At 31.9% G+C, this 24,666-nt stretch carries 20 protein-coding genes; 4 read left to right on the plus strand and 16 right to left on the minus strand.

What is annotated here, in order from left to right:
• Window positions 1-46: 46 nt before the first annotated feature.
• From M4I21_RS02645 to M4I21_RS02660, 4 genes are all read right to left on the minus strand, one after another.
• The gene (locus tag M4I21_RS02645; protein ID WP_249557479.1) at window positions 47-1,507 is read right to left on the minus strand and encodes a lipopolysaccharide biosynthesis protein; all 1,461 of its coding nucleotides are present in this window, start codon (window positions 1,505-1,507) and stop codon (window positions 47-49) included.
• Entirely contained in the window at window positions 1,491-2,777 is a 1,287-nt protein-coding gene (locus tag M4I21_RS02650) for a glycosyltransferase family 4 protein (protein ID WP_249557480.1), read from the minus strand. Before M4I21_RS02650 ends, M4I21_RS02645 begins: the two co-directional genes overlap by 17 nt.
• Complete coding sequence (locus tag M4I21_RS02655) at window positions 2,777-5,212, minus strand: YfhO family protein (protein WP_249557481.1); 2,436 nt, start codon at window positions 5,210-5,212, stop codon at window positions 2,777-2,779. Before M4I21_RS02655 ends, M4I21_RS02650 begins: the two co-directional genes overlap by 1 nt.
• A 102-nt stretch (window positions 5,213-5,314) precedes the next feature.
• On the minus strand, window positions 5,315-5,569 hold the full coding sequence (locus M4I21_RS02660; protein ID WP_249557482.1) for a DUF4834 family protein: 255 nt from the start codon (window positions 5,567-5,569) through the stop codon (window positions 5,315-5,317).
• A gap of 104 nt (window positions 5,570-5,673) precedes the next feature.
• Between M4I21_RS02660 and M4I21_RS02665 the strand changes: the two genes are divergently transcribed.
• Together M4I21_RS02665 and M4I21_RS02670 are read left to right on the plus strand one after the other, a co-directional pair.
• Complete coding sequence (locus M4I21_RS02665; RefSeq protein WP_249557483.1) at window positions 5,674-6,699, plus strand: transporter; 1,026 nt, start codon at window positions 5,674-5,676, stop codon at window positions 6,697-6,699.
• A gap of 76 nt (window positions 6,700-6,775) precedes the next feature.
• Window positions 6,776-7,894 carry a GNAT family N-acetyltransferase gene (locus M4I21_RS02670; protein ID WP_249557484.1) on the plus strand — a complete coding sequence of 373 codons (1,119 nt, stop codon included), beginning with the start codon at window positions 6,776-6,778 and terminating at the stop codon, window positions 7,892-7,894.
• Window positions 7,895-7,954: 60 nt separating this feature from the next.
• Here M4I21_RS02670 and ettA read toward each other — a convergent pair whose 3' ends face one another.
• From ettA to M4I21_RS02685, 3 genes are all read right to left on the minus strand, one after another.
• Window positions 7,955-9,646 (minus strand): energy-dependent translational throttle protein EttA, encoded by a 1,692-nt coding sequence (gene ettA, locus M4I21_RS02675; protein ID WP_249557485.1) that lies wholly within the window; start codon window positions 9,644-9,646, stop codon window positions 7,955-7,957.
• A gap of 90 nt (window positions 9,647-9,736) precedes the next feature.
• Complete coding sequence (locus tag M4I21_RS02680) at window positions 9,737-9,913, minus strand: CAL67264 family membrane protein (RefSeq protein WP_170854685.1); 177 nt, start codon at window positions 9,911-9,913, stop codon at window positions 9,737-9,739.
• Between the two features lie 65 nt (window positions 9,914-9,978).
• Window positions 9,979-10,962: a Gfo/Idh/MocA family protein gene (locus M4I21_RS02685; protein WP_249557486.1), complete on the minus strand. Its 984-nt coding sequence runs from the start codon at window positions 10,960-10,962 to the stop codon at window positions 9,979-9,981.
• A gap of 92 nt (window positions 10,963-11,054) precedes the next feature.
• On the opposite strand from M4I21_RS02685, the gene M4I21_RS02690 reads away from it, so the two are divergent.
• Both M4I21_RS02690 and M4I21_RS02695 read left to right on the plus strand, forming a co-directional pair.
• Complete coding sequence (locus M4I21_RS02690; RefSeq protein WP_249557487.1) at window positions 11,055-12,683, plus strand: acyl-CoA carboxylase subunit beta; 1,629 nt, start codon at window positions 11,055-11,057, stop codon at window positions 12,681-12,683.
• Window positions 12,684-12,705: 22 nt separating this feature from the next.
• A complete protein-coding gene (locus tag M4I21_RS02695; RefSeq protein WP_249557782.1) occupies window positions 12,706-13,980 on the plus strand; it encodes an MFS transporter in 1,275 nt (424 codons plus the stop codon).
• Between the two features lie 32 nt (window positions 13,981-14,012).
• Here M4I21_RS02695 and M4I21_RS02700 read toward each other — a convergent pair whose 3' ends face one another.
• From M4I21_RS02700 to menA, 9 genes are all read right to left on the minus strand, one after another.
• Entirely contained in the window at window positions 14,013-16,103 is a 2,091-nt protein-coding gene (locus tag M4I21_RS02700) for a VWA domain-containing protein (RefSeq protein ID WP_249557488.1), read from the minus strand.
• Window positions 16,104-16,107: 4 nt separating this feature from the next.
• Window positions 16,108-16,704: a carboxypeptidase-like regulatory domain-containing protein gene (locus M4I21_RS02705; protein WP_249557489.1), complete on the minus strand. Its 597-nt coding sequence runs from the start codon at window positions 16,702-16,704 to the stop codon at window positions 16,108-16,110.
• 92 nt (window positions 16,705-16,796) lie between these two features.
• On the minus strand, window positions 16,797-17,852 hold the full coding sequence (locus M4I21_RS02710) for an AMP-binding protein (RefSeq protein ID WP_249557490.1): 1,056 nt from the start codon (window positions 17,850-17,852) through the stop codon (window positions 16,797-16,799).
• On the minus strand, window positions 17,839-18,777 hold the full coding sequence (locus M4I21_RS02715) for a CPBP family intramembrane glutamic endopeptidase (protein WP_249557784.1): 939 nt from the start codon (window positions 18,775-18,777) through the stop codon (window positions 17,839-17,841). Before M4I21_RS02715 ends, M4I21_RS02710 begins: the two co-directional genes overlap by 14 nt.
• On the minus strand, window positions 18,768-19,817 hold the full coding sequence (locus M4I21_RS02720) for an o-succinylbenzoate synthase (RefSeq protein WP_249557491.1): 1,050 nt from the start codon (window positions 19,815-19,817) through the stop codon (window positions 18,768-18,770). Before M4I21_RS02720 ends, M4I21_RS02715 begins: the two co-directional genes overlap by 10 nt.
• Before the next feature lie 10 nt (window positions 19,818-19,827).
• Window positions 19,828-20,508: a metal-dependent hydrolase gene (locus M4I21_RS02725; RefSeq protein ID WP_249557492.1), complete on the minus strand. Its 681-nt coding sequence runs from the start codon at window positions 20,506-20,508 to the stop codon at window positions 19,828-19,830.
• A gap of 22 nt (window positions 20,509-20,530) precedes the next feature.
• Window positions 20,531-22,561 (minus strand): sensor histidine kinase, encoded by a 2,031-nt coding sequence (locus M4I21_RS02730; RefSeq protein ID WP_249557493.1) that lies wholly within the window; start codon window positions 22,559-22,561, stop codon window positions 20,531-20,533.
• Between the two features lie 413 nt (window positions 22,562-22,974).
• Entirely contained in the window at window positions 22,975-23,721 is a 747-nt protein-coding gene (locus tag M4I21_RS02735; RefSeq protein ID WP_249557494.1) for a LytR/AlgR family response regulator transcription factor, read from the minus strand.
• 37 nt (window positions 23,722-23,758) lie between these two features.
• A complete protein-coding gene (gene menA / locus M4I21_RS02740; RefSeq protein ID WP_249557495.1) occupies window positions 23,759-24,664 on the minus strand; it encodes a 1,4-dihydroxy-2-naphthoate octaprenyltransferase in 906 nt (301 codons plus the stop codon).
• Between the last annotated feature and the right edge of the window lie 2 nt (window positions 24,665-24,666).

Genomic DNA, 24,666 nt, shown 5'->3' on the forward strand with positions numbered 1-24,666 from the left:
TTGGAGAATTAATTCTTCAGGGGCTTTACTTTTTTTTTAGAACAGCTTACTTTTTCTTTTTTAAGTAAGATGATACAATACTGTAGACATCTTCAGAAACTCGTAATTTAAACAACACCAACACATATACTACACTTATTAAAATGCTTTTTAAAGCGATGTTAAGTATCGGATGAAAATTAAAATTGATAAAATAAAAGAGAGCGCCTAAACCACTTAAGATAAGTAAAACTTTAAGAGTATCTAAACTAAACGGATGCATTTTAAACTTTGCATATACATACGTAATCTTAGCGAAGTTAAAACTCGCAATTGCAATAAAAGTAGCCCAAGCAGCTCCTTCTAGACCATAAGCAGGAATTAAAATGTAGTTTAAGAAAACAACTAAAATAGCTAGTAACACTCCCATTACAAGAATAGCTCTGTAATAATCCGAATTAAAAAGAATAGAATTACTATTTCCTAAAATAGAATCTAATACTTTAGTTAGTCCTATTAAAAAAACAACCAATACGCCTCCTCTATAAGCAACAGGCATTAACTTATATAATTCCTGAAGGTTTAGCATAATTAGTAAAAATATAATTCCTGAAATAATAAATAAGGTCAAGGAAGATTTCTTATACAGTTTTCTAAGCTCTGGCTTGTCTTTATTGTTTAATAATTTTGCCGTTAATGGGTGCGTTATTTGGTGCATTGCCCTAGACGGAACAGTTATAACTGTGGCTATAAAAACCGAAACTCCGTAGAAAGCAACATTTTCTATTTCTACATATTGGTTTAGCATAAATTTATCTATCTCTAACAATATTACTGCTGCAGAACCTCCCAAAATAATTAACGCACTATACTTTACAATAGACACATAATTATTGGGCAACTTAAAACTGAAACTTGGCATTTGCAACCTAAAAGCATAAATCTTCATTACTACCATTCGTAAGACATAAACACCTACTAATGCTTTTAAAAAAAAGTCTACTGTTATTGTGTTGAAATAAACTAGCACTAATAAAATAGCAATACACAACCTCCCAAAAACCTCTTTCATAAAGTTTCCAAAAACAGATTTCATATGCACTTTTACCCAAGAGTAAAAAATCTCAAAATAAGACATTGCTAAGCCTATAAAAAATATGTACCAGACATAATCTTTTACTTCTTCATTCTTTTCTGCAATAAAGTTTCCAATAAGGTCATTCGCAAAATAACTAAAAATGCCTAAGGGTATAATTAAAATCAAAGGCAAATACAGCATTAAGCTTAAAAACGAATTAACATCTTTACTATCCTTATAACTGCTGTAAAATTTAACCAATGTATTTTGTGCACCAAAAGTTAAAATGGGCATTAACAAAGCGGCGGTAGCTAGTATAACAGTAACTAAACCATAGTATTCTTTGGATAAAAAATTGGTGTATAAAAAAAGTGTATTTATGGCACCAATGCCAAAACCGACAAAGGTAACAATGGTATTATTAAAAGTTTGTTTAAATACGATACCCATATAAATGCTTCGCTAATTTAGCTGTACGTTCTTTTCTACTGTATGTATTAATAGTAGTAGAAGCGACTCTTAATTCTTGTTTTTTATAATCTGTAAACCAATCTAAAAGTAAACTTTTTAAACTAGACTTATCATCATAATTAAAAGCTACTCCTGTATTTGTTTCTTTTATTATAGTACTTACCTCCCAACCTTTAGGACCTATTCCTAAAATTGGCCTTTGTGCTCGCATATACTCAAACAACTTACCTGCAATAATACCAACAGTATCCGGTGAGTTTATTTCCGACAACAATAATAACTGCGATTTTTCTTGATATGCCAAAGCTTCTGTGTGAGATACATAACCTATTATGCTTACATAAGGCTTCAACTTATGTTTATAAATAGTTTCTAGAACATCTTCACTTACAACACCAACAAACTGAAGGGATAAACTATTTTTAAAATCCTGGTTTTCATCACACAATTCTGATAATGTCTCCCATAAATTCTCTGGGTTTCTGCCTGTTAATAAAGAACCAATGTGAGATATGGTAAACTTATTATCTAAAACAATCTGTTCTGCAACGGCACCATCAAACCCATTTGTAATTACCTCAATTGGTTTAGTTGTAATGCCTAAAAATTCTTTCTTAGTTGTTTCACTGGTAACCACAATACTATCTGCACTATTTAAAACTAAATGCTCTAAATATTTGTGCTTTTTAGCAGATGCTTTACTTAAACGCAATTTTTTATGATACCCAATAGAAGTCCAAGGGTCTCTAAAGTCTGCAACCCAATTTATACCAAGGTTTTGTTTCAGTTTATGACCTATTAAATGTACACTATGTGGCGGACCCGTAGTAATAACCGTATTTATTTGTTCTTTTTCTAATACCGTTGTCAAATAAGAAACCGATGGCTTAATCCAGTTTTTACGGGCATCGGGAATAAAAAAATTACCGCGTACCCAAAGTAAAAATTTTTCTACTGTAGATTGATTTTTATGTTGTATTAACCCAGAACTTATTTGTTTTGTTTTATTTTTAGATAGAAAACTTGCCCAGCCATAAGGCTCCCTAATCTTATGTTTGTATATTTTTATACCTTCTGGAATTTGGTTTACAAATGAAGTATCTGTAATTGGGTAATTAGGATTCTCTGGTACATAAACCACAGGCTCAATATCAAACTCTCTTAAGTACTTTACAAACTTAAGCCACCTCTGCACACCTGGACCACCAGCTGGTGGCCAATAATAGGTTATAATAAGTACCTTTTGCATTACGCCTCTTCTTTTTTGTCCGTTTTTCTAAAAGACAAAAATACACCACCAAGAACAATCAAAGCCAATAGCAAATTACTAGCGAGAGCAATTTTACTTCCATTTTTAACAATTTCTGGTTCAAATTTAAATTCTATTTTATGCTTTCCTGCAGGAATTTCTAAAGCACGCAGTGTATAGTTTACTTTAAAGTAAGGTACGCTTTTACCATCTATATAAGCATTCCATCCATTTTTATAATACATCTCAGAAAAAACTGCTAAGGCATCATTCTTACTAATAGCTGTATATGTTAAATGGTTAGGCTCGTAATTATCTAAATTTAGTACTGATGTAGAATCTTTTACAAAGTTAAACTTAGACAAAGTTGGAAACTCCTTAATATTTACAACAGCCTCTGTCTTAACATTTAAACTATCTAAAGCCATAATTTCTTCATTAGCAGAAGATACTTTTTTTAGGTTTTCTACAAACCAAGCATTGCCATTAGCGTTAGGGTTAACCGCTGGGTAACTGCGCCCTTCTTCGTCTTGCTGTATTACATACTTTACGTTAAGCATACTTAATACCCTAACATTGTTCTTGTAAATATGAAAATCGAATAAATCTTGCATTGCTGCAGGCTTAGCTCCGTGATAACCACCAATGGAATTGTGATAGTAAGATGTACTTGCGCCATTTAATCCTTCTTGCGGATTGTAAACTCTGTATACAGATTTGTCTTGTTTAATCTGCTCATCTGTTTTTGTTTTAGGAAAAGGTTGCTCCATTTTTCTAGCGCTAACAAAATCGTCTTCTGTTACATACCTCTTATCTACAGAAATTAAATCTGCTATAATTAAAACACCAATAGCTAAGGCAAATATATTTTTAGATAGTTTGTTGTAAATAAATAAATACAAGACTAACATAGCTAAAAACACATACATTATAGACCTTAGTATATCACTAGAATAAACTTCTTGCCTATCTAACTTTATCATTGTTAATACTTCTTCTCCAAAATACTTTCTGTAAGTATCATCACTAAGTGCATCAAAAGAAAACATCCCTTTAGAGAACAATAATAAAAGTAAAGTTCCCAATACTACAACCGCACTAATTAATAAATGTGGCTTGTATTTGGCTCTATTTTCTTTTTCTTTAAACAAAGTCATTAAAGCTAAAATACCTAACAGCGGTATACAAAGTTCTAGTACTACTTGTATAGATGATACTGCCCTAAATTTATCATACAGCGGAAAATTATCTATCATAAAATTGGTAAGCAAGCTAAAGTTTTTACCCCAAGAAAGAAGTAAAGACATCATAACACCCGCCAAAAGCCACCATTTTACTTTTCCTCTTACAATTAAAAGTCCCAGTATAAATAAGAAAAATAGAACTACTCCAACATATGCAGCACCAGAAACTCCTGGTTGATCTCCCCAATATAGCGGCAAACTTTCTGTAAAATCTAATGCTTTAGATCTAGATAAACCCTTATTAGTTAAAAAAGCATAAGTTTTAGAATCCGTACCTAAATTTTCGGCATTAGAACCACCAAACAGCCTAGGTGCTATAATATTAAAAGACTCCACAATACCATAACTGTACTGGGTAATATATTCTTTATCCAAACCACCTGTACTTATTCTAGGTGTACCATCAGGATTAATTGTTAAACTAGACTTACCTCTAGTGCTCCAATCCGAGTATTCTTTGGTTGCCATTAAATTGGTTGCGTTTGTAGCAATACCCAGAACAACAGCTACAATTAATAAGCCAACAGAAATAAAGTAGTGTTTTAATTCTTTTTGTACAATGGCATATATTAAATAAATTACACCTAAAATAAGTATTAAAAGCATAAAATAATAGGTCATTTGGTAATGGTTTGCATTTACCTCCAAAGCCATAGCAAATGCCGTGAGAATAAAACCTAGTATATATTTTTTTCGAAACATTAATACTATACCACCCAAAAGCATAGGAATATAGCCTAAAGCGTGCGCTTTAGCATTATGACCAACACCTAAAATAATAATTAAGTAAGTACTAAAACCAAAAGCCAATGCACCAACTACTGCCAATCTATAATCTACTTTTAAACAACACAATAGTATATAAAAACCTAGAAAATAAAGAAATAAATAATCTGCTGGTCTAGGTAAAAATCGTATAACTTTATCTAATTTCTTAATATAGTTATTGGGATAATTAGCTCCTAATTGATAGGTTGGCATACCACCAAAAGCACTATTTGTCCAGTATGGTTCTGAATCTGTTTTATCTCTAAAATTATTTTGCTCTTTTGCCATCCCAGTATACTGAGCAATATCTGATTGAAATATTTTTTTTCCTTGAAGAACAGGCGTAAAATAAGCCAAAGAAGCAACTACAAATAAGACAAGAACAAAAAAGTTTGTTAAGATTGATTTAAAGCTGATTTTCATTTTATTTTTAATGGTATTAGATTAGCACGCATAACAGTAGTTAACAGCAATTAAGCAATTGTTAGGCTACTAATATAATTTGGGTTGGTTGTATTTTTGATACTACTCTACTTCCTCAAAATCTATATATTCCCCAACTTTTTTAGATGGGTTAGACTTTAAGTTGTCTTTTTTAGTTGTAGTACTATTTGTTGCATTCTGATTAGAGTCTTGAGCAAATTGCTCAAATTTTTTCTTCAAATGTTCTTCCGTTTTCTTAGCTGCATAGTTCATCATTTTAGGCGCAAACAAACGCACTAAAAACTTTAACAGGTAATAAACAGCAATAATTACTAGAATGGCTATTAAAAAATTCATAATTGTTGTAAAAATTTATATCAAAAATACAATTCTGTCGTTGTATATAAAGAGTAATTCTCTTAAAATAATAATAAAAGTGACTTTTAGGCAACCTTATTGATATGAAAAACTTAAAAAATATATTCTCTTTATTTCTATTTACACTTCCTTTTTTAGGAATATCACAATACACAGACGTTATAAACTCTAACAGACCAGGACAATCTGTAAGCGCATATGCAATTGGCACAGGTGTTATACAATCGGAATTTGGCGTTTCTTATGAAAAACAAAGCCACAACACCTTGCAAACCGATTCTAAGTTTTTAGGTGTAGATTTAGCGCTTAGATATGGTTTGCTTTTTGAAGAATTAGAACTTATTTACGAAGCCACCTACTCTAACGAAAACAGAACATACTCTGCTATTGGTTTTCCTGATCAAAAATTTACAGATTTTAGAAGAAATAGAATTGGACTTAAATATTTAATTTTTGATCCTTATAAAAGTGAAGAAGCCAATAAGCCAAATTTATATAGTTGGAAAGCAAACAACACGTTTCAACTTAAAAATTTAATTCCTGCCATTTCTGTATATGCAGGAGCTAATTTTGTTTTAGGAGACAATCCATTTTATCCAAACGAAGCAACAATATCTCCAAGAGGGATGATAGCTACACAAAGTAGATTATCCTCTAAATTTGTACTTATTACAAATGTAGCTTACGACAGAATAGGTACCGATTTCCCAGAATGGAATTATGTAGTTTCTTTATCTCATGCATTAAGAAACCCTAAGTGGAGTGTTTTTGTAGAAAACCAAGGTATAAAAAGCGATAGATATTCTGATGTGGTTTTTAGAGGAGGTACAGCTTATTTAATTGCAGAAAATATGCAAGTAGATTTTAATTTAGGTGCTAACATAAAGGATACACCAACAAGAATGTTTGCTACAGCAGGTTTTTCATACAGAATAGACAACCACAAAGACAAAGAAATTGCTATAGAAGATCAAAATGCAACCACTAAAGACGGAAAAATCAGAAAAAAAGATTTAAAGAAATCTCAAAAAGAAGCAAAAAGAGCTGCTAAAGCAAAAAAAGGTAAAAAGAAGAAAAAATCTAAGGACGACGAGCCAATTGATTTTTAAAATAAAATAGTAAACCACAAGCTTTTTCTTATTAATTAATATCCCTAATATTGATGTAGCAAAAAGATATTAGAATATGATTACTATTGTTGAAGCTAAAACGACTTCAGAATTAAAGAAATTTGTAAAATTTCCATTTACCATATATAAAGATTCACCATATTGGGTTCCGCCCATTATTAGTGACGAATTAGATTCTTTTAACAAAGATAAAAATCCTGTTTTTAAAGATGCAGATGCTTGGTTTTTTCTAGCTTACGATGGAGATAAACTTGTTGGTAGAGTTGCTGCTATGATTAATTGGATTGAAATTAAGCAACAAAAAGTAAAGAAAATGCGTTTTGGTTGGTTTGATTTTATTGATGACACAAACGTATCTGAAGCACTTTTACAAAAGGTTGAAGAATTAGGTAAGCTAAACGATTTAGAATATATGGAAGGTCCTGTAGGCTTTTCTAATCTAGATAAAGTTGGAGTGGTAACAGAAGGTTACGATCATATAGGTAATATGATTACCTGGTACAACCACCCGTATTATGTAAACCACTACGAGCGTTTAGACTTTAAAAAGGAAAAAGAATACTTAGAAAACAAATTCCCGTTTGCTAATGTGAAGCCAGAGTTTTTTGAAAGGATACAAACGCTAATAAAAAAGCGATACAACTTAAGAGAAATGAACTTTACTAAAACTAAAGAAGTAATGCCTTTAGCAGACGAAATGTTCGATCTTTTTAACGAGTCTTACGCTTCACTATCTTCTTTTGTTCCTATAAACGACATTCAAAAAGAACACTTTAAAAAGAAATACATCAGTTTTATAAATCCAGAGTACATAAAATTTGTTGTAGATAAGGATGATAAAATAATTGCATTTTCTATCGTAATGCCTTCTTTTTCTAAAGCACTACAAAAATCAAATGGAAAATTATTTCCTTTTGGTGCTTACCATTTATTACAAGCTAAAAAACATAGTAAAGATGTTATATTCTATTTAATCGGTGTACACCCAGATTATCAAAACAAAGGTGTAACTGCTATTCTTTTTAATGAATGTTATAAAACCTTTAAAGCCAAAAATATAGAAAACTGTATTAGAACTCCTGAGTTAGAAGAAAATACAGCCATTAGGCAAATTTGGAAAAACTTTGACCCTAAAATTTTTAGAAGACGTAGAACATATCGTAAAAACTTATAATATAAAAAAGCTCCTTAGAATTATCTAAGGAGCTTTTTTGTTGTTGTACCAATTAGAAAATTATCTAATTAACTTTTTATACTTAATACGTTTTGGAATTAAATCTCCTCCCAAACGTTTTTTCTTATTTTCTTCATAATCAGAGAAAGATCCTTCAAAGAAATAAACCTGAGAATCACCTTCAAAAGCTAAGATATGTGTACAAACACGATCTAAAAACCATCTATCATGAGAAATAACTACAGCACAACCTGCAAAGTTATCTAAACCTTCTTCTAACGCTCTTAATGTATTTACATCCAAGTCGTTAGTAGGTTCATCTAAAAGTAAAACGTTACCTTCTTCTTTTAGTGTCATTGCTAAGTGTAAACGGTTACGCTCACCACCAGACAACATACTTACTTTTTTGTTTTGTTCACTTCCAGAGAAATTAAACCTACTTAAATAAGCTCTAGAGTTTACTTGTTTACCACCCATCATTACCAGCTCTTGCTCATCGCTAAAGTTTTGCCAGATTGTTTTTTCTGGATCAATTTTAGAGTGACTTTGATCTACGTAAGCAATTTTAGCTGTTTCACCCACGCTAAACTCTCCCTTATCAGGAGCTTCCTCACCCATTATCATTCTAAATATTGTAGTTTTACCTGCTCCGTTAGGGCCAATAATACCTACAATACCTGCTTGTGGTAAATTAAAGTTTAAATCTTCATACAATAACTTATCATCAAAAGCTTTACTAACACCTTTAGCCTCTATTACATTTGTTCCTAAACGTGGACCGTTAGGTATGTAAATCTCCAATTTATCGTCAAGCTGTTTTTGATCTTGACTCATTAATTTATCGTAATTCTTTAAACGTGCTTTTTGTTTTGTTTGGCGTCCTTTAGCTCCTTGGCGTACCCAATCTAACTCTCGTTCTAATGTTTTTTGGCGTTTAGATGCTACTTTACTTTCATCTGCCATACGCTTCGATTTTTGCTCTAACCAACTAGAGTAGTTCCCTTTCCAAGGAATACCTTCACCTCTATCTAATTCTAAAATCCAACCAGCAACGTTATCTAAAAAGTATCTATCGTGCGTTACAGCAATAACGGTACCTTTATATTGTGCTAAATGATGTTCTAACCAGTGTACAGATTCTGCATCCAAGTGGTTGGTAGGTTCATCTAATAATAAAATCTCTGGTTCTTGTAATAAAAGTCTACATAAAGCAACTCTTCTACGCTCACCACCAGATAATACACTAATCTTTTTATCGCCATCTGGAGTACGTAAAGCATCCATAGCAATTTCTAATTTAGTATCTAATTCCCAAGCGTTACTAGCATCTATCTCATCTTGCAATACAGCTTGTCTAGCCATTAGCTTGTCCATCTTATCTGCATCAGAATACACTTCTTCTAAGCCAAACATATCGTTTATCTTATTGTATTCATCTAAAATAGCTACTGTTTCTGCAACACCTTCTTTAACTATTTCTATTACCGTTTTATCTTCGTCTAGTTTAGGTTCTTGCTCTAAATAGCCAACATTATACCCTGGAGAAAAAACAACATCTCCTTGGTAGTTTTTATCTAAACCTGATATAATTTTTAACAAGGTAGATTTACCAGAGCCGTTAAGACCTAGAATACCAATTTTTGCACCGTAGAAGAAACTTAAATATATATTTTTTAATACTGGAGTATTGGCCGTTTTAAAGGTTTTTGTTACACCAGACATTGAAAAAATGACTTTCTTATCGTCAGACATATTCTTTATAGTATTAGTTATTAAATAATTTAATTAAAAAAAGGCAAAACAGTGTATGGTTAATACTGTTTTACCTTAATGTTTTATGTTTTACACTCTACCTTTAAGTGCATTAAAAACCCATGCAATAGCAAAAAAGCCAAAACCTACGGCTGCAAATCCCCATCCGGCAACATCATCATATCTAAAAGCACCAAGTGCAATTAACGCCAAGCCTACAAATATCATTATAAAAGTAGCCCACGCTAAAACTGTATTTTTATTCATCTTCTAATTTTGTTGGTTTAGTAATTGTCAAATATCGTGATTTTATAGGTAATTTACCTAATAATTTAGACTTCAAAAGGAAAAACTATGTTTGTTTTTTCTCTAATTTGATCTAGTAAATGTATTAAATCTAAGCTATTTTGATGCGACCATAGTGCACTTTCAACTTTTCCGTTTCTAATACAAGTATGTACTTCTTTAATTTCATGTGTATACCCTACTCCTATTTTGGGAGTTTTAAAGTATTCTTTTTCTCTATTTTTCTCAATATAATACCCCTCTGCTTCGTGCCATCTGGTTTCTAATTTTAGAAGTCCCTTCTCTCCAGAAATTTCTGAACTAGTCTCTGTGTTTGCAGTTAAAGCACTATACAAATGCGCCTGTGCGTTATCATACTTAAAAATAATAGAAATTTGTTTTTCTACACCTGTACTATAAAAGTTTGCCGTTGCTACTATTTCCTTTGGCTTACCTAAAAGCAAATATGCTAAAAACACAGGGTAAATACCAATATCTAGTAAAGAACCTCCTGCTAAATTTGGATTTAATAACCGGCTATCTTCTGCTCTATCTAAACCATAAAAAGCAAAATCAGATTTTATATAGCTTATTTCCCCTAACTCTTTAGCCTCTACAATTTGCTTTACTTTTTGTATAGATGGTAGAAATCTACTCCACAAAGCCTCCATTAAAAAAACATTATTTTTAATGGAGGCAGCTATCATTTCTTCTACTTGTGCTGTATTAACACCCATCGGTTTTTCACATAAAACGTGCTTACCACTGTTCATAGCTAAAACAGCAAGTTCTGCATGTATTGTATGTGGTGTAGCAATATAAACCACATCTACCTCTTTACAATTACATAAATCTAGCGCGTTAGAATATCTATTTTTTACACTGTATTTTTCTGCAAAAGAAGTGCTTTTTTCTGCGTTTCTAGAGGATACAGAAACCAGTTCTGCATCTTTAACCAAGGCCAAATCTTTAGCAAATTTTTCAGCTATATTACCTAAGCCTATAATTCCCCAGCGTATTTTATCTCGCATTAAAATAATTTTATTTATATATTTTATCAAAGTTAATCAATATCATATATATTATTCCACTTATCTTTATGGTCTAAAGCAATTTTTAAAGAATGGATATAAATTTCAATAAGAACGAAGATCACAACAAACTTCTTTTATCAGATTTAAGATATAAATTTAATACAGTAAAGTTGGGTGGTGGCAAAAGTAAAATTGAAAAACAACACGCAAAAGGCAAAATGACAGCCAGAGAGCGTATAGATTACTTATTAGATCCCAAAGCAGACGTTATAGAAATAGCTGCTTTTGCTGGCGAAGGTATGTATAAAGAACACGGTGGCTGCCCTTCTGGTGGCGTTGTGGTTAAAATGGGATACATACAAGGCAAACAATGTATTGTTGTTGCTAATGATGCAACCGTTAAGGCTGGGGCCTGGTTCCCAATTACAGGAAAGAAAAACTTAAGAGCGCAAGAAATTGCAATAGAAAATAAATTACCAATTATATATTTGGTAGACAGTGCAGGTGTTTATTTACCAATGCAAGACGAAATTTTCCCGGACAAAGAACATTTTGGGCGTATTTTTAGAAACAATGCTAGAATGAGCAGTATGGGAATTATTCAAATTTCTGCCATTATGGGAAGCTGTGTTGCTGGTGGTGCTTACCTACCAATTATGAGTGATGAAGCTATAATTGTAGATAAAACAGCTAGTATATTTTTAGCCGGTAGCTATTTGGTAAAAGCTGCTATTGGAGAAAATATTGATAATGAAACGTTAGGAGGGGCAACTACACATTGCGAAATTTCCGGAGTTACAGATTACAAGGCTAAGGACGATGCAGACGCCCTAGATAAAATAAAAAATTTAGTAAGTAAAATTGGCGATTACGATAAAGCTGGTTTTAATAGAGTTGAAGCTAAAAAGCCCAAAGAAGATCCAAAAGATATTTACGGTATTCTACCAAAATCTAGAAGCGACCAGTATGATATGCTTGAGATTATAAAGCGTCTAGTTGATGATTCTGATTTTGAAGAATACAAAGAAGGCTACGGTAAAACTATAATTACAGGTTATGCGCGTATTAATGGATGGGCTGTTGGTATAGTTGCCAACCAACGTAAATTAGTAAAAACTACAAAAGGAGAAATGCAGTTTGGTGGTGTTATTTATAACGATAGTGCAGATAAATCTACCCGTTTTATCGCCAACTGTAACCAAAAGAAAATTCCGCTTGTATTTTTACAAGATGTTACTGGTTTTATGGTAGGTAGTAAAAGTGAGCATAGCGGTATTATTAAAGATGGCGCCAAAATGGTAAACGCTGTTAGTAATTCTGTTGTACCTAAGTTTACTATTATTATTGGTAATAGCTATGGTGCTGGTAATTATGCTATGTGTGGAAAAGCATATGACCCTAGATTAATTGCCGCTTGGCCAAGTGCAGAACTTGCTGTAATGAGTGGTAAATCTGCGGCTAAAGTATTAATGCAGATTGAAAAAGCTTCTTTACTTAAAAAAGGAGAAGAAATAGACGAAAAGAAAGAAAAGGAACTGTTTGATAAAGTGAAAGCTAGGTATGACGAGCAAATATCTCCTTATTACGCTGCTTCTCGTATTTGGACAGATGGTGTAATAGATCCGTTAGATACTAGAAAATGGATCTCTATGGGTATTGAAGCTGCAAACCACGCTCCTATTGAAAAGCCTTTTAACTTAGGAGTTATACAGGTTTAATTTCACATTGTAAAATCTATTTATCGACACTAAAAAAAAACATAACTGGCTCTATTTGTTTCTCCTAATTTTATCTGGAGAAGCTGTGTTTATATTACCTTTTGTTTTAGCAAGAGTTTTTAGACCTACCGTATTAGAGGTCTTTAATCTAACCAATTTAGAGCTAGGTACTTGTTTTTCTGTTTACGGATTTGTTGCTATGGCGTCTTACTTATTAGGGGGACCAATAGCAGATAAGTTTTCTCCTAGAAAATTAATTTCAGTTGCATTATTTGCTACTGCATTAGGCGGATTGGTACTTGCTGCCAACCCTAGCTATTTTGTACTTAAAGTATTGTATGGCTATTGGGGTTTTACAACCATTTTTTTGTTTTGGGCTCCTATGATAAAAGCTACTCGTGTTTGGGGCGGAAATACCTCGCAGGGTAAAGCATTTGGCTTTTTAGATGGTGGTCGAGGCTTAGTTGGTGCTAGTTTTGGTGCTTTAGGTGTTTTTATATTTTCTTTATTTATAATTGGTGCCGTAGAGACTGCAAGCTTAGCAAATAGAACAGAAGCTTTTAATTATATTGTTTGGGTAACATCTGCCATTATAGTTGTAATTGGTATTATAGTTTGGTTTTTTCTAAAGTCTGATAGTATAAAAGAAGAAGAAATACAGATACAGTCTATCTCTACGCATCAAATAAAAACCGTTTTAAAAATACCTGCAATTTGGTTGTTAATGGTCATTATTTTATGTGCCTACGTTGGGTACAAAATAACAGATATTTTTTCACTATACGCAAAAGAAGTAATGCTATATAACGAGGTAAAAGCCGCTGAAATTGGCACACTTTTACTATTTATTAGACCAATAATAGGTGTTTTAATAGGTTTTATTGCTGATAGAAGCAAAACTACACTATGGCTTATTATTAGTTTTATACTTAGTATTTTAGGAGCTTTGCTATTTGCTTCTGGTATTATAACTCCGAACAGCACAACACTGTTTTTAGTTTCTATTCTAATTACGGTTACCGGTGTTTATGCAGTGCGTTCTTTATATTTTGCAACTATGCAAGAAGGACACATACCTTTGATTTTAACGGGAACTGCAGTTGGACTTATTTCTATTATTGGCTATACACCAGATATTTTTGCAGGACCATTAATGGGCGTTTTACTAGATAATTCTCCGGGTGAATTAGGACATCAACACGTTTTTATTATGCTTGCAAGTTTCTCTTTAATTGGCTTATTAGCATCTGTCTTATTTTATAGATTACAGCATAAAAAAAGTGCTAACCATAATTAGCTAGCACTTTAAAAACACAACCACTATCTATTTTATAATTCTTTATTTGTAGCACGTACTAAGCGTATAAACTCTGCTCTATATCCTTGCTTGTCTTCCCCTCTACCTTGTTCTGCTAAGTTAGTTACCGTATTAAAATCTGCATTATTTGTAAACTGAGATTTACGTAATTGCAATCCGAATAAAGCTACTGCTGAAGCAAATTTAAAATCTACTGACATTGCTGTATCTTCATTTTTTTGAATGTGAACCATTTCTATACTGGTATCTGAATCTGGTTTCTTATATCTAAACTTAACCGTAAACAACTCGTCAGTATAACTATCTGTTGCTTCTGTCTTGGTGTATTTTAAATCTGCTACATCTTTTACATAGTCACTTTTTACACCAAAAGGAACCACCTCGTAAAGAGCCGTTACTTTATGTCCGCTTCCCAACTCACCTGCATCTTTAGTATCATCTACAAAATCTTCATCTGCCAAAAGTCTGTTTTCATAACCTATTAAACGGTATGCTTGTACTTTAGCAGGGTTAAACTCAACCTGAATTTTCACATCTTTTGCTATAGTGTACAACGTACCACCAAACTCTTTACCAAATACTTTCTGAGCCTCTTGCATAGTATCTATATACGCGTGGTTACCATTACCTTTATCTGCTAGAGTTTCTAACTTAGAATCTTTATAATTACCCATACCAAAACCTAAAACAGATAAAAATACACCAGAGGTTCTCTTTTCTTCAATTAACTTTTCCATATCGCTGTTACTAGACGCACCAACATTAAAATCACCATCTGTAGCAAGTATTACTCTGTTATTCCCGTTCTTTTTAAAGTTTTTTTCAGCTATTTTATACGCTAGCTCTATACCCTCGCCACCAGCGGTAGAACCACCTGCTTCTAATTTAGATAATGCTTTTATTATTTTTTCTTTTTGATGTCCGCTTGTTGGCTCTAAAACAACACCAGCTGCACCAGCATAAACAACGATAGCCACTTTATCTTTTTCTCTAAGTTGTTGCACCAATAATTTAAACGCAGATACCAAAAGCGGTAATTTATTTTGATTGTTCATAGATCCAGATACATCTATTAAAAAAGTAAGATTAGATGCTGGTAACTCTTCATTTAAATACGTTTTGCCTTGCAAACCAATACGAACTAATTTTGTTTGCGTATTCCAAGGAGTTTTGGCCACATCTGTAGTTATAGAAAATGGATGTTCGTCTGTTGGTTGCGGATAATCATAATCAAAATAATTTACCATTTCTTCAACCTTAACAGCATTAAAAGGAATATTTTCTCCATTATTTATCATTCTTCTTATATTACTATAACCAGCCTTATCAACATCTATAGAGAAAGTAGAAAGCGGATCTAGTGCAACTTTTTTAAACTGACTTTCTGATAACTTAGCATATTCTTCATCATAGTTAATTGTACTAGTGTATCCTTTTGTTGTAATAATTACGCATCCATTTTTACCTGCTTCACCAAACAAAACACTTGCCTTAGGAGATTTAAAAACCTCCATAGATTTAATTTTTGATGGTTTAATTTTATAAATAGCTCTGTTACCTTCTTTTGCCGGAACTCCGTCTACAATATATAGTGGCTGGTTATCTATGTTAGTTGAAGATACTCCTCTAATCTGTATTGGTTTAGCCGTGTTTTTTGTACCCTTTGTAATCTGCACACCTGCAACACTACCCGCTAACTGATTAGAAATTTTGTTTTGTATTTTCTCTCTCTTTGTAACCTTTCTAACATTATTACCTGTGTATGCTATCTCTGAAGAACCTACATAACCTGTAATAACTACTTCTTCTAAACTAGCAGTATCCTCTTCTAAGACAATATCAATTTTAAGACTATCTTTTACTATAACTTCTTTGTATTTATAACCTATGTAGGTGAATGCTAACGTGTCCCCTTTTTTGGTTTTTATAGTATATAGGCCATCAAAATCTGTGGTTGTTCCATATTTTGTTCCTGAACTAATAACATTTACTCCTGGTAAAGGATCAGAAGCATCTGTAACTGTACCCGTAATTGTTAGTTCTTGTGCGTTTGCTTGTATGCTACATACAATTATGCAAAGTATAAATAATAGATTTTTCATAATTTTAGTTTTTATAGATTAGTAAATAATTAGAAGCCGCAACAGAATTAGCAACGTATACTTTTTCTATATCTAAGGGGTTTATAGTTTGCAAGATTGAAGTATCTGTATAGCGAACACCATCTATAATTACAATGGTATTGCTATCGCCTCTCATTGTAATTTTTGGTGCATTGTTATTTTGAGCATTGCTTATTTGAACCCCAGGAACCTTAGTCCTTATTGCATTATAGAGGTCTTGTTGCGTGTTTATGCTTTCTGCACCAAACTCATAGATATTAAAAGGTAAAAAATATGATAAGCTAGTAAAACAAATTGTAGAATCTTCCTGTAGCTTAACTGTTGACTTTATTTTTTTCTGTTTAATTTCTTTAGGTTTAAAACCTAAATAGGTAAACACTAGTTTATCATACTTATTAACTTCTATTGAAAAATGACCATCAAAATCCGTTAACACTCCTTTTTTTGTTCCTTTAACAACAACATTTACCCCTGGCAAAGGGCTGTTTCCGTCCATTACAGTTCCTGTAACTGTTTTCTTTTGAGCACTTAATTGTGTGCTACAAAAAATAATACATAAGGCAAATAAAAAGTTTTTCATCTTGATTGGTTTATAAGTTTAAAACAAACCTACGATACAGTCATTACTAGAAAAACACGGAATTAGGGAAGTGTACTTTTGAGTGAGTGAAGTTACTTTTTAAGTAATGCTAAAGTTTTAGCTCGTTGAATTTTACCAGATTCAGTGCGAGCAAACTCAGAAATACAATAAACTTCTTTAGGTATTTCATAAGAAGTAAACGCTGTTGACTTTTTTAGTGTAGCAATTAAATCATCATTTATCTGTTCACCTTCAATTAACAGAACAAGCTTATTTTGTAGCACGGCATCTGGCAAACTCGCTACAAAAAAATCGGTTTTAATATAGTTAGATAGTTTAGCTTCTATCTGTTCGGGATTTAACTTTATACCGCCTGAGTTAATAATAGTATCAAACCTACCCAACCATTTAAATTCAGTTTTAGAAACTAGTTCTACAACATCATTAGTGGTAATAATTTCGTTAGAAACTTGTGGAGCTTCTATAACTAAACAATTACGATTATCTAAAGAAATAGTTACATTAGGCAAAGTTTTAAAAGAAGTTGCATTAATTTCTTTTACTGCTATATGGGTAATAGTCTCCGTCATCCCATAGGTCTCAAACAATTTGTTTGGCACAGCTTTAAGTTGTTTTTTTAAATCTAAAGAAACTGCCGCTCCGCCAATTATAAGTATATCTATTAAATGTAGCTTATCTATACAATTAAAAACCTGCATAGGAACCATTGCAGAAAACTTGTATTGTTTACCTACTTTTTCTAATGGATTAGAACTTGGGTCAACATAATCTATCTCTAACCCTAAAACAAGAGCTCTAACCAGCATCATTTTACCGGCAATGTAACTAGCGGGTAAACACAACAAAGCTGTATCACCTTCTTTTAAATTAAAAAATTTACCAGTCGCTAAAGCAGAATTTACCATCTGCTCTTTTTGTATTATTATTGGTTTTGGTGTACCTGTAGAACCAGAAGTATGGACCACCAAATCTTTACCATCAGACAACCATAGTCGTAAAAACAAGCCAATGGCATTTTCAAAATTATCTTTCTTAATCAATTCTAAAGCAAATGCTTTTAGACTATCATTAGAAAAAGAAATACCATTTAATTTAAATCTAGGATGAATAGTTTTAAAATACGTCATCTGCAAGTTGCTCAGGAGTCATTTCTTCTTCTTTTAAAACTTTACCTGTTAGTTTTTCTTTCCAGTTAGTCCACTTGTATTTTTTAGCAAAAAGCAATATTAAAATAGGATATATTACTAAAACTGGAACAAAAATATCCCATCCTAATTCTGGCTTACTCACATCTACATAAATAGAATCTGTCTGGAAAACGGTCCAATCTGCAGTAACAAGTAGTGCTCCAATTAAATTATTAGCAGCGTGAAAACCTAGTGACAATTCTAAACCTTCGTCCATTAGTGTAATAATACCTAAAAAGAAACCTGTACCAATATAATATACCATAATACCATAACCTAGGGTTTCTACCTCTGGATTAGCCATATGCATAACACCAAACAAAACAGATGTTATAATTAATGGCACTAATTTATTACCCGCCAAGAGTCCTAGACCTTGCATCATATGCCCTCTAAAAAGATATTCTTCAAAACTAGTTTGTAAAGGTATTAACAACAAACTTATAATCGCCAAGGTTATAAAAGGCCCAGCTTTAAAATTGAAAACAAAATCGTTTGGAGATAACACAAAACCAACGGCAAATAAAACTACAGTTAATAAACCCCAAAAAGCAAATGAAAAACCAATGCGCTTAAAATCTATTTTTTTTCGAGCTGTGGTTAAAGATGTTATAGATTGTCTGTGAACCAGCTTTGTCCATCCTAAAACGAGTAGCAAGCCAAACGCTAACGGTAATAAATTAAGAGCAAAAACAGTATTTCTTCCCAACTGATTAATCAACTGATCCATCATTTCACCCATATCTACAGGTGATGCTTTTACTGCTATATAATTAAAAATCATTAAAATAATAAAAGCTGTAGGAATAATAAAATATTTCCATAAACCTCTAGTTTTTGCTTTAAGACCTTGTTCTATATACATAAATCTGTAATTAAATTGTTCTGCCATTCTAAGTTTTTACGGTAACTAATAGCACCGTTACGAACCTCTAAAGGACTATTAAAATTATTGGTATACAGACTACCTGTACCCAAACCTTGTGGCATTTTACTTTGCAAACCATACGTCCATTGCGCAATGGCATTTAGACCAATATTGCTTTCTAATGCACTGGTAACCCACCAACCAATATTATACTTTTCTGCAATAGAAATCCATTCTTCACACCCTTTAAAACCACCAACTAAACTAGGTTTTAAAATAATATATTGTGGTTGTATAGTTTGTAGCAGTTCTTCCTTTTTTGTTACACCAAATACGCCAATTAATTCTTCGTCTAAAGCAATAGGTAATGGTGTAACAGCACAAAGATTCTTCATTTTCGTATAATTACCCTGCTTAATTGGCTGTTCTATAGAATGTAAATCTAAATCTGATAAAATCTTCAACTTATCTAAAGCGTCATCTTTAAAAGCACCATTAGCATCTACACGCAATTCTATTTCCTCTTTTTTATATTTTGCTCTAATCGATTTTAAAAGCGCTATTTCTTTATCAAAATCGATTGCACCTATTTTCATTTTAATACAACTAAAACCATCTTCTAGTTTTTGCTGTATTTGTTGATGCATAAAAGATTCTTCTCCCATCCAGATTAATCCGTTAATCGGAATACTAGCTTCATTGTTTGAAAAATCGTTTTTAAATGTAATAAAAGGATCTTTGGATGCTAAAGATAAAAATGCTTGTTCTAGTCCAAATTGTATACTAGGAAACTCTGTTAAATAATTTAAAAGCGAATCTAAGCCCAAATGGATGTTACTACATGCCCATTTTAGCTTTGCTTCATAATTAGGAACGTCGTCTATACTTAAACCTCTTAATATGCCGCACTCACCTATACCTACTTTATCATTTTGTTTTAAAATAATAAACCAAGTTTCTTTTTGTGTAAGTACACCTCTAGAGGTTCCGCTAGGTCTTTTAAAGTCTAGTGTATATTTTTTATAAGTTGCTTTCATTACAGCTAAATTAGACTGTAAGTGATGCGCCTATTGGCAATAGATGTAGTTGTTTACCAGCAGCTTTAAATTTTTCTACAGCTTTTGTTTCATCAATCTCTATAAAACCAAAAGTATCAAAATGATAACCCAAAACTGTAGTACACTCCACAAAGTTTGATGCAATAATAGCATCATCTACCCCCATAGTAAAATTATCTCCTATTGGTAAAATAGCTAGGTCTAACGTTGTAAACATAGGGATAAGTTTCATATCCATAGTTAAAGCTGTATCACCTGCTATATAGATACTTTTTTCATTCGTCGTAACTATAAAGCCTCCTGGTAAGCCTCCATTAGATCCATCTGCAAAAGAAGATGTGTGTATCGCGTTTACGTATTTTACAGTTCCAAAATCAAAAGTCCAACTACCACCGTGGTTCATTGGGTGTACTTTTAGTCCTTTGTTCTCGTAATGCGTAGCAATTTCAAAATTACTAACTATTACGGCATCGGTTCTCTTAGCTATATCTTCTACATCTAAAACGTGGTCTTGATGTGCGTGTGTAACTAATATGTAGTCTGGGTTTAAAGTATCTTTATCTACTAAATTAGTATTCTTTGGATTTCCTGAAATAAATGGATCTACCAATACAGTTTTGTCACCAATTTCTAGTAATAAAGTTGCGTGACCAAGGAATGTAATTTTCATAGTATTTTATTTTAATTCAAATTTATTTAAAATTGAACCAAAAACGAACTCCTTCTACAGATTTATCTATATTAAGTGTAGATTGTAACTGATTTACTAAACGATTCATTAATCGAATACCCATAGAAGACTTTGTTCTTTCGTCTGTATCATCTGGCAAACCTACTCCATTATCTGTATACTCAAAATAACCACCAGTTTCTGTGTTTCTTAAATGTATATAGATTTTCCCATTATCGTCATTCTCTGGAAATGCATATTTAAACGAGTTAGATACAAGTTCGTTTAATATTAAACCAAACGGAATTGCTCTATCTATATCTAGTTCTACACCCTCTGCATCTATGGTTATAGTAATGTTGTGGCCACCCTTTTTAAATACGGATTGCACACTATTTACCAAACTCTCTACATAACCTTGCATTTCTATGACAGATAAATCATCATTCTGATATAATTTTTGGTGTATTAAAGCCATTGCCTTAACCCTACTCTTACCTTCTTCTAAAGCCATAATAGCAGCTTTACTTTTAGTGTTTTTAGTTTGTAGACTTAACAAACTAGATACCATCTGAAGGTTATTTTTTACCCTATGATGAATTTCTTTTAATAATGAATCTTTCTCTATTAATTGACTTTCTATAATGTTGTTTTGTTTTGCTATAACACGTTGATTTTTAATACTCTTTATGTAAGCAAAAACCAAACCACCCAAACCTAACAATGTAAATATTAAAGAAATTAAGATAAGACTCATACGCTCATCATTGGCCTGAGCCTCAATTTTCGCATTTTCTAATTCTATCTTCTTCTCATCTAGTCTATCTTCAGAATTCTCTAACTCTTTTTCAAAGACTGTTGCTATTTGCTGATGTTTTTTAAGTGTCTCGTTAACTCTAATAGAATCGTTTATTCTAATATTATTATTTAAATAATAGTTAGCTCTCCTAAAATCGTTCATTTTTTCGTAATAGACAGCTAACAATTGGTTTTTACGCAATACATTAGAAACCTTAATCGTACGTAAATCACCATTAATTAACTCTAAAACCTTATCTAATTTATTGGTTTGCAAATAACAATTGGCTAAGTCCAATGTATTTTCTACTGCATCTTGCGAGTATACTTCTACGTTGTTTTCTCTTATTTTAACTAAACTAGAATCTAACAGCGGTATAGCTTCATCATATCTTTTTAAGATCATATAACATTTACCAATATTACCTTCTATAACACCTTTTAAAAGAGCTCCTTTAACCAAATCGTCTTCAGTTTTAGGTCTTGCAATAGTATCTAAATAAGTGTTTATAAATTTTCTTGCTTCTTGGTACTTTTCTAAAGCTACTTGTGACGACTTGTCTAATCTTAGAAAATCACCAATTTTATTATTGTATTGTGCCTGTCCGTAGTAATCTTTACTACTAACAGAGTTGCTCATTTCTCTAATGTACTCGCTTCTAGCTTTTTGGTATAAGCCTTGGTCTGCATAAATATCGAAAAAAGAGATATTATCTGCCAAACCCAATTCCTTTTTTTCTTTACGAATAGCTATTTGCTTTTCATATAATTTAAGTTGAGAATAATTCTCATCCATTATATCTAATAAAGCACTTTTTAGAGTATCCGTGAGCTTCGTTTTGTCTATATATAGTTCGTTGGTAATTGCTATACTCTTATCATACTGTACTAAATCCTGATGAATATGAGCCTGAAGAATTTTATAGTATTCAATAGAGCCATCATCTTGGGCTGTCCTAGCTTTAGTAAGCATAGAATCTATACGCTCTAACCACTCGTAACTAGAATTTTCTTTGTATCTATTTGGTGTTTTATAAAAATAGCTAAACTTGTCTTTTGCAGATGGTATTTTTACAAAGCTATCTAGAACCGTTTGTTGTAGTTGTATTTCTTGCGCAACTAAATCACTTGTTGCTATAAATAACAAAATAAGAGCACTACAACACATTTTAGTGCTTAATACGCTTATTGTTGGAGTTAAATTAGTTGTTCTCGTTCTTGGTTTGCTCAATATACCAGCAATTATAGTAATCATATTCTGAGAGGTCTGTTATAAATATTTAGCCTAACTAAATGTTAAGTAAAAAGAGGCTGAAACTCTAAAATTTCTCTTTTCCCTAAGTTTCTGTTAAAGTCTAGGGCAAGTTATGATTTTCTACATAATAATAAGCTTAAAATAGCAAAAATAATAAGGCAAAACTTCTTTGTTTTTACAAAAAATGCGCCCTATTGTAAGAATTACTTACAATTCTTTAAAACAAGAGCCCTAATTTGCTAAAATAAACCACTTTTAGCACAACACCATAGGACTTAAAAAGATAAGGGTAGAAACCCATTTGCCATAAACTAAATAACATTAAATATATTGTAGTAAAAACCTACACTAACAACCAATAAAAAAAGCCTTACTAATTCTAGTAAGGCTTTTTTTATTTTATACATTTAATTTTATGAATTCATTGAAGAAATTATGAACTCTTTAAATTCTTTAGAGATTGGAATTAATTTATCATTAATCATAACATCTTTAGAATTTACAGCTCCAATATGATCTACATTTACAATATAAGATTTATGAGCTCTGTAAAATTTATCTCTAGGCAATTTCTCTAAATAATCTTTTAGTGGCGACCTTACCAAGAACTTCTTATCTACAGTGTTTACCTCTAGGTATACATTATCAGCCTTTATAAACTGTATATCTGTAAAATTAATTCTGTAGTATAGGTGTTGTTTTTTAACAAAGATAGAATCTTTTAAAACTGAGTTAGACATAGGCTTATCTACATCATCTTCTGTAAGACCTTGTTTATCTAAATAATTAAAATTAGATAAAGCTATCTCTATAGATGTATATAAATCTTGTTGCTCAAAAGGTTTTACTAAATACCCGTTTGGTTTAACAACTTTTGCTTTTTCTACTGTAGCTCTGTCCGAGTTAGACGTAACAAATATAAAAGGGATATTATAGTTTGCTCTAATATGCTTACCTAGATCTATACCTGTTTTATCTGATGCCAATATTATATCTATAAGTACTAAATCTACTTCTGTAGTTCTTAATACTTCCTCTGCCTGCTCATAAACAATAACGTTACCTACTATTTCATAACCTATCTCCTCTAGCATTGATTGCATATCATCTGCTATGATAACATTATCTTCTACAATTAGTATTTTTATGGGTTTTTCCAATTTTGTTGGTTTTAGGATGGACTTTATATACGCTAATTTACAAAAAAATATTAAAACTAAAATAAAACAAAATAGCGAATAAAAAACTGCTCAAAGCTACTATTTTTAACTCAGGATCCATTGTTAATGAATCTTTCATTTTAACAATTCGTGTAAAATGTTTAGCTATAGGTATATAAGCTAATATCCATATAAAATTAATATAACTTGTATAGCTGTATAGCGTGAAAACTAATGCACAAATAAAGCTAACAATAAGTATTGAATAATGGTACTTTTTTCCGTTTAAAAAGCCCATTTTAACAACTATTGTATTTTTTCCGGAGTTTTTATCGGATATAATGTCTCTTAAATTATTTAAATTTAAAACCGCTACGCTTAACAGCCCAACTGTTATTGCGGGTAGAAATGCTATTGCATATAATTTACTAGTAAGCAAAAACATACACCCTAATACACTAACTAAGCCAAAAAAGATAAATACAAAAACATCTCCTAAGCCTCTATAGCCATAAGCAGATTCTCCTACCGTATATTTTATAGAAGCCCATACTGCCAATACACCTAACACAAAAAAGATGGCAATATATAAAAGGCTATCTCTACTAAATGCAGACAATATTAGCGCTACTATTAAAGCTAAACTTACAACTATGGCTATAATAATACCCCTTTTAAGCTCCTTTCTAGTAAGTATACCGCTTTGGTAAGCACGTTTTGGCCCTATTCTTGTTTCGTTATCTGTACCTTTAACTCCGTCTCCATAGTCGTTTGCAAAATTAGAAGTTACTTGTAACGCTACGGTTGTTAGTAAAGCTATTATAAAAATAGTGCTGTTAGTAAAGCCAAATAGGCTAGCAAGCGCATAACCAACTATGATTCCAGATACAGACAAAGGTAAGGTTCTTAACCTCGCTGCATTTACCCAAGCTTTTAATTTCATTC

The organism is Cellulophaga sp. 20_2_10, from assembly GCF_023476645.1.
Taxonomy (GTDB): domain Bacteria; phylum Bacteroidota; class Bacteroidia; order Flavobacteriales; family Flavobacteriaceae; genus Cellulophaga.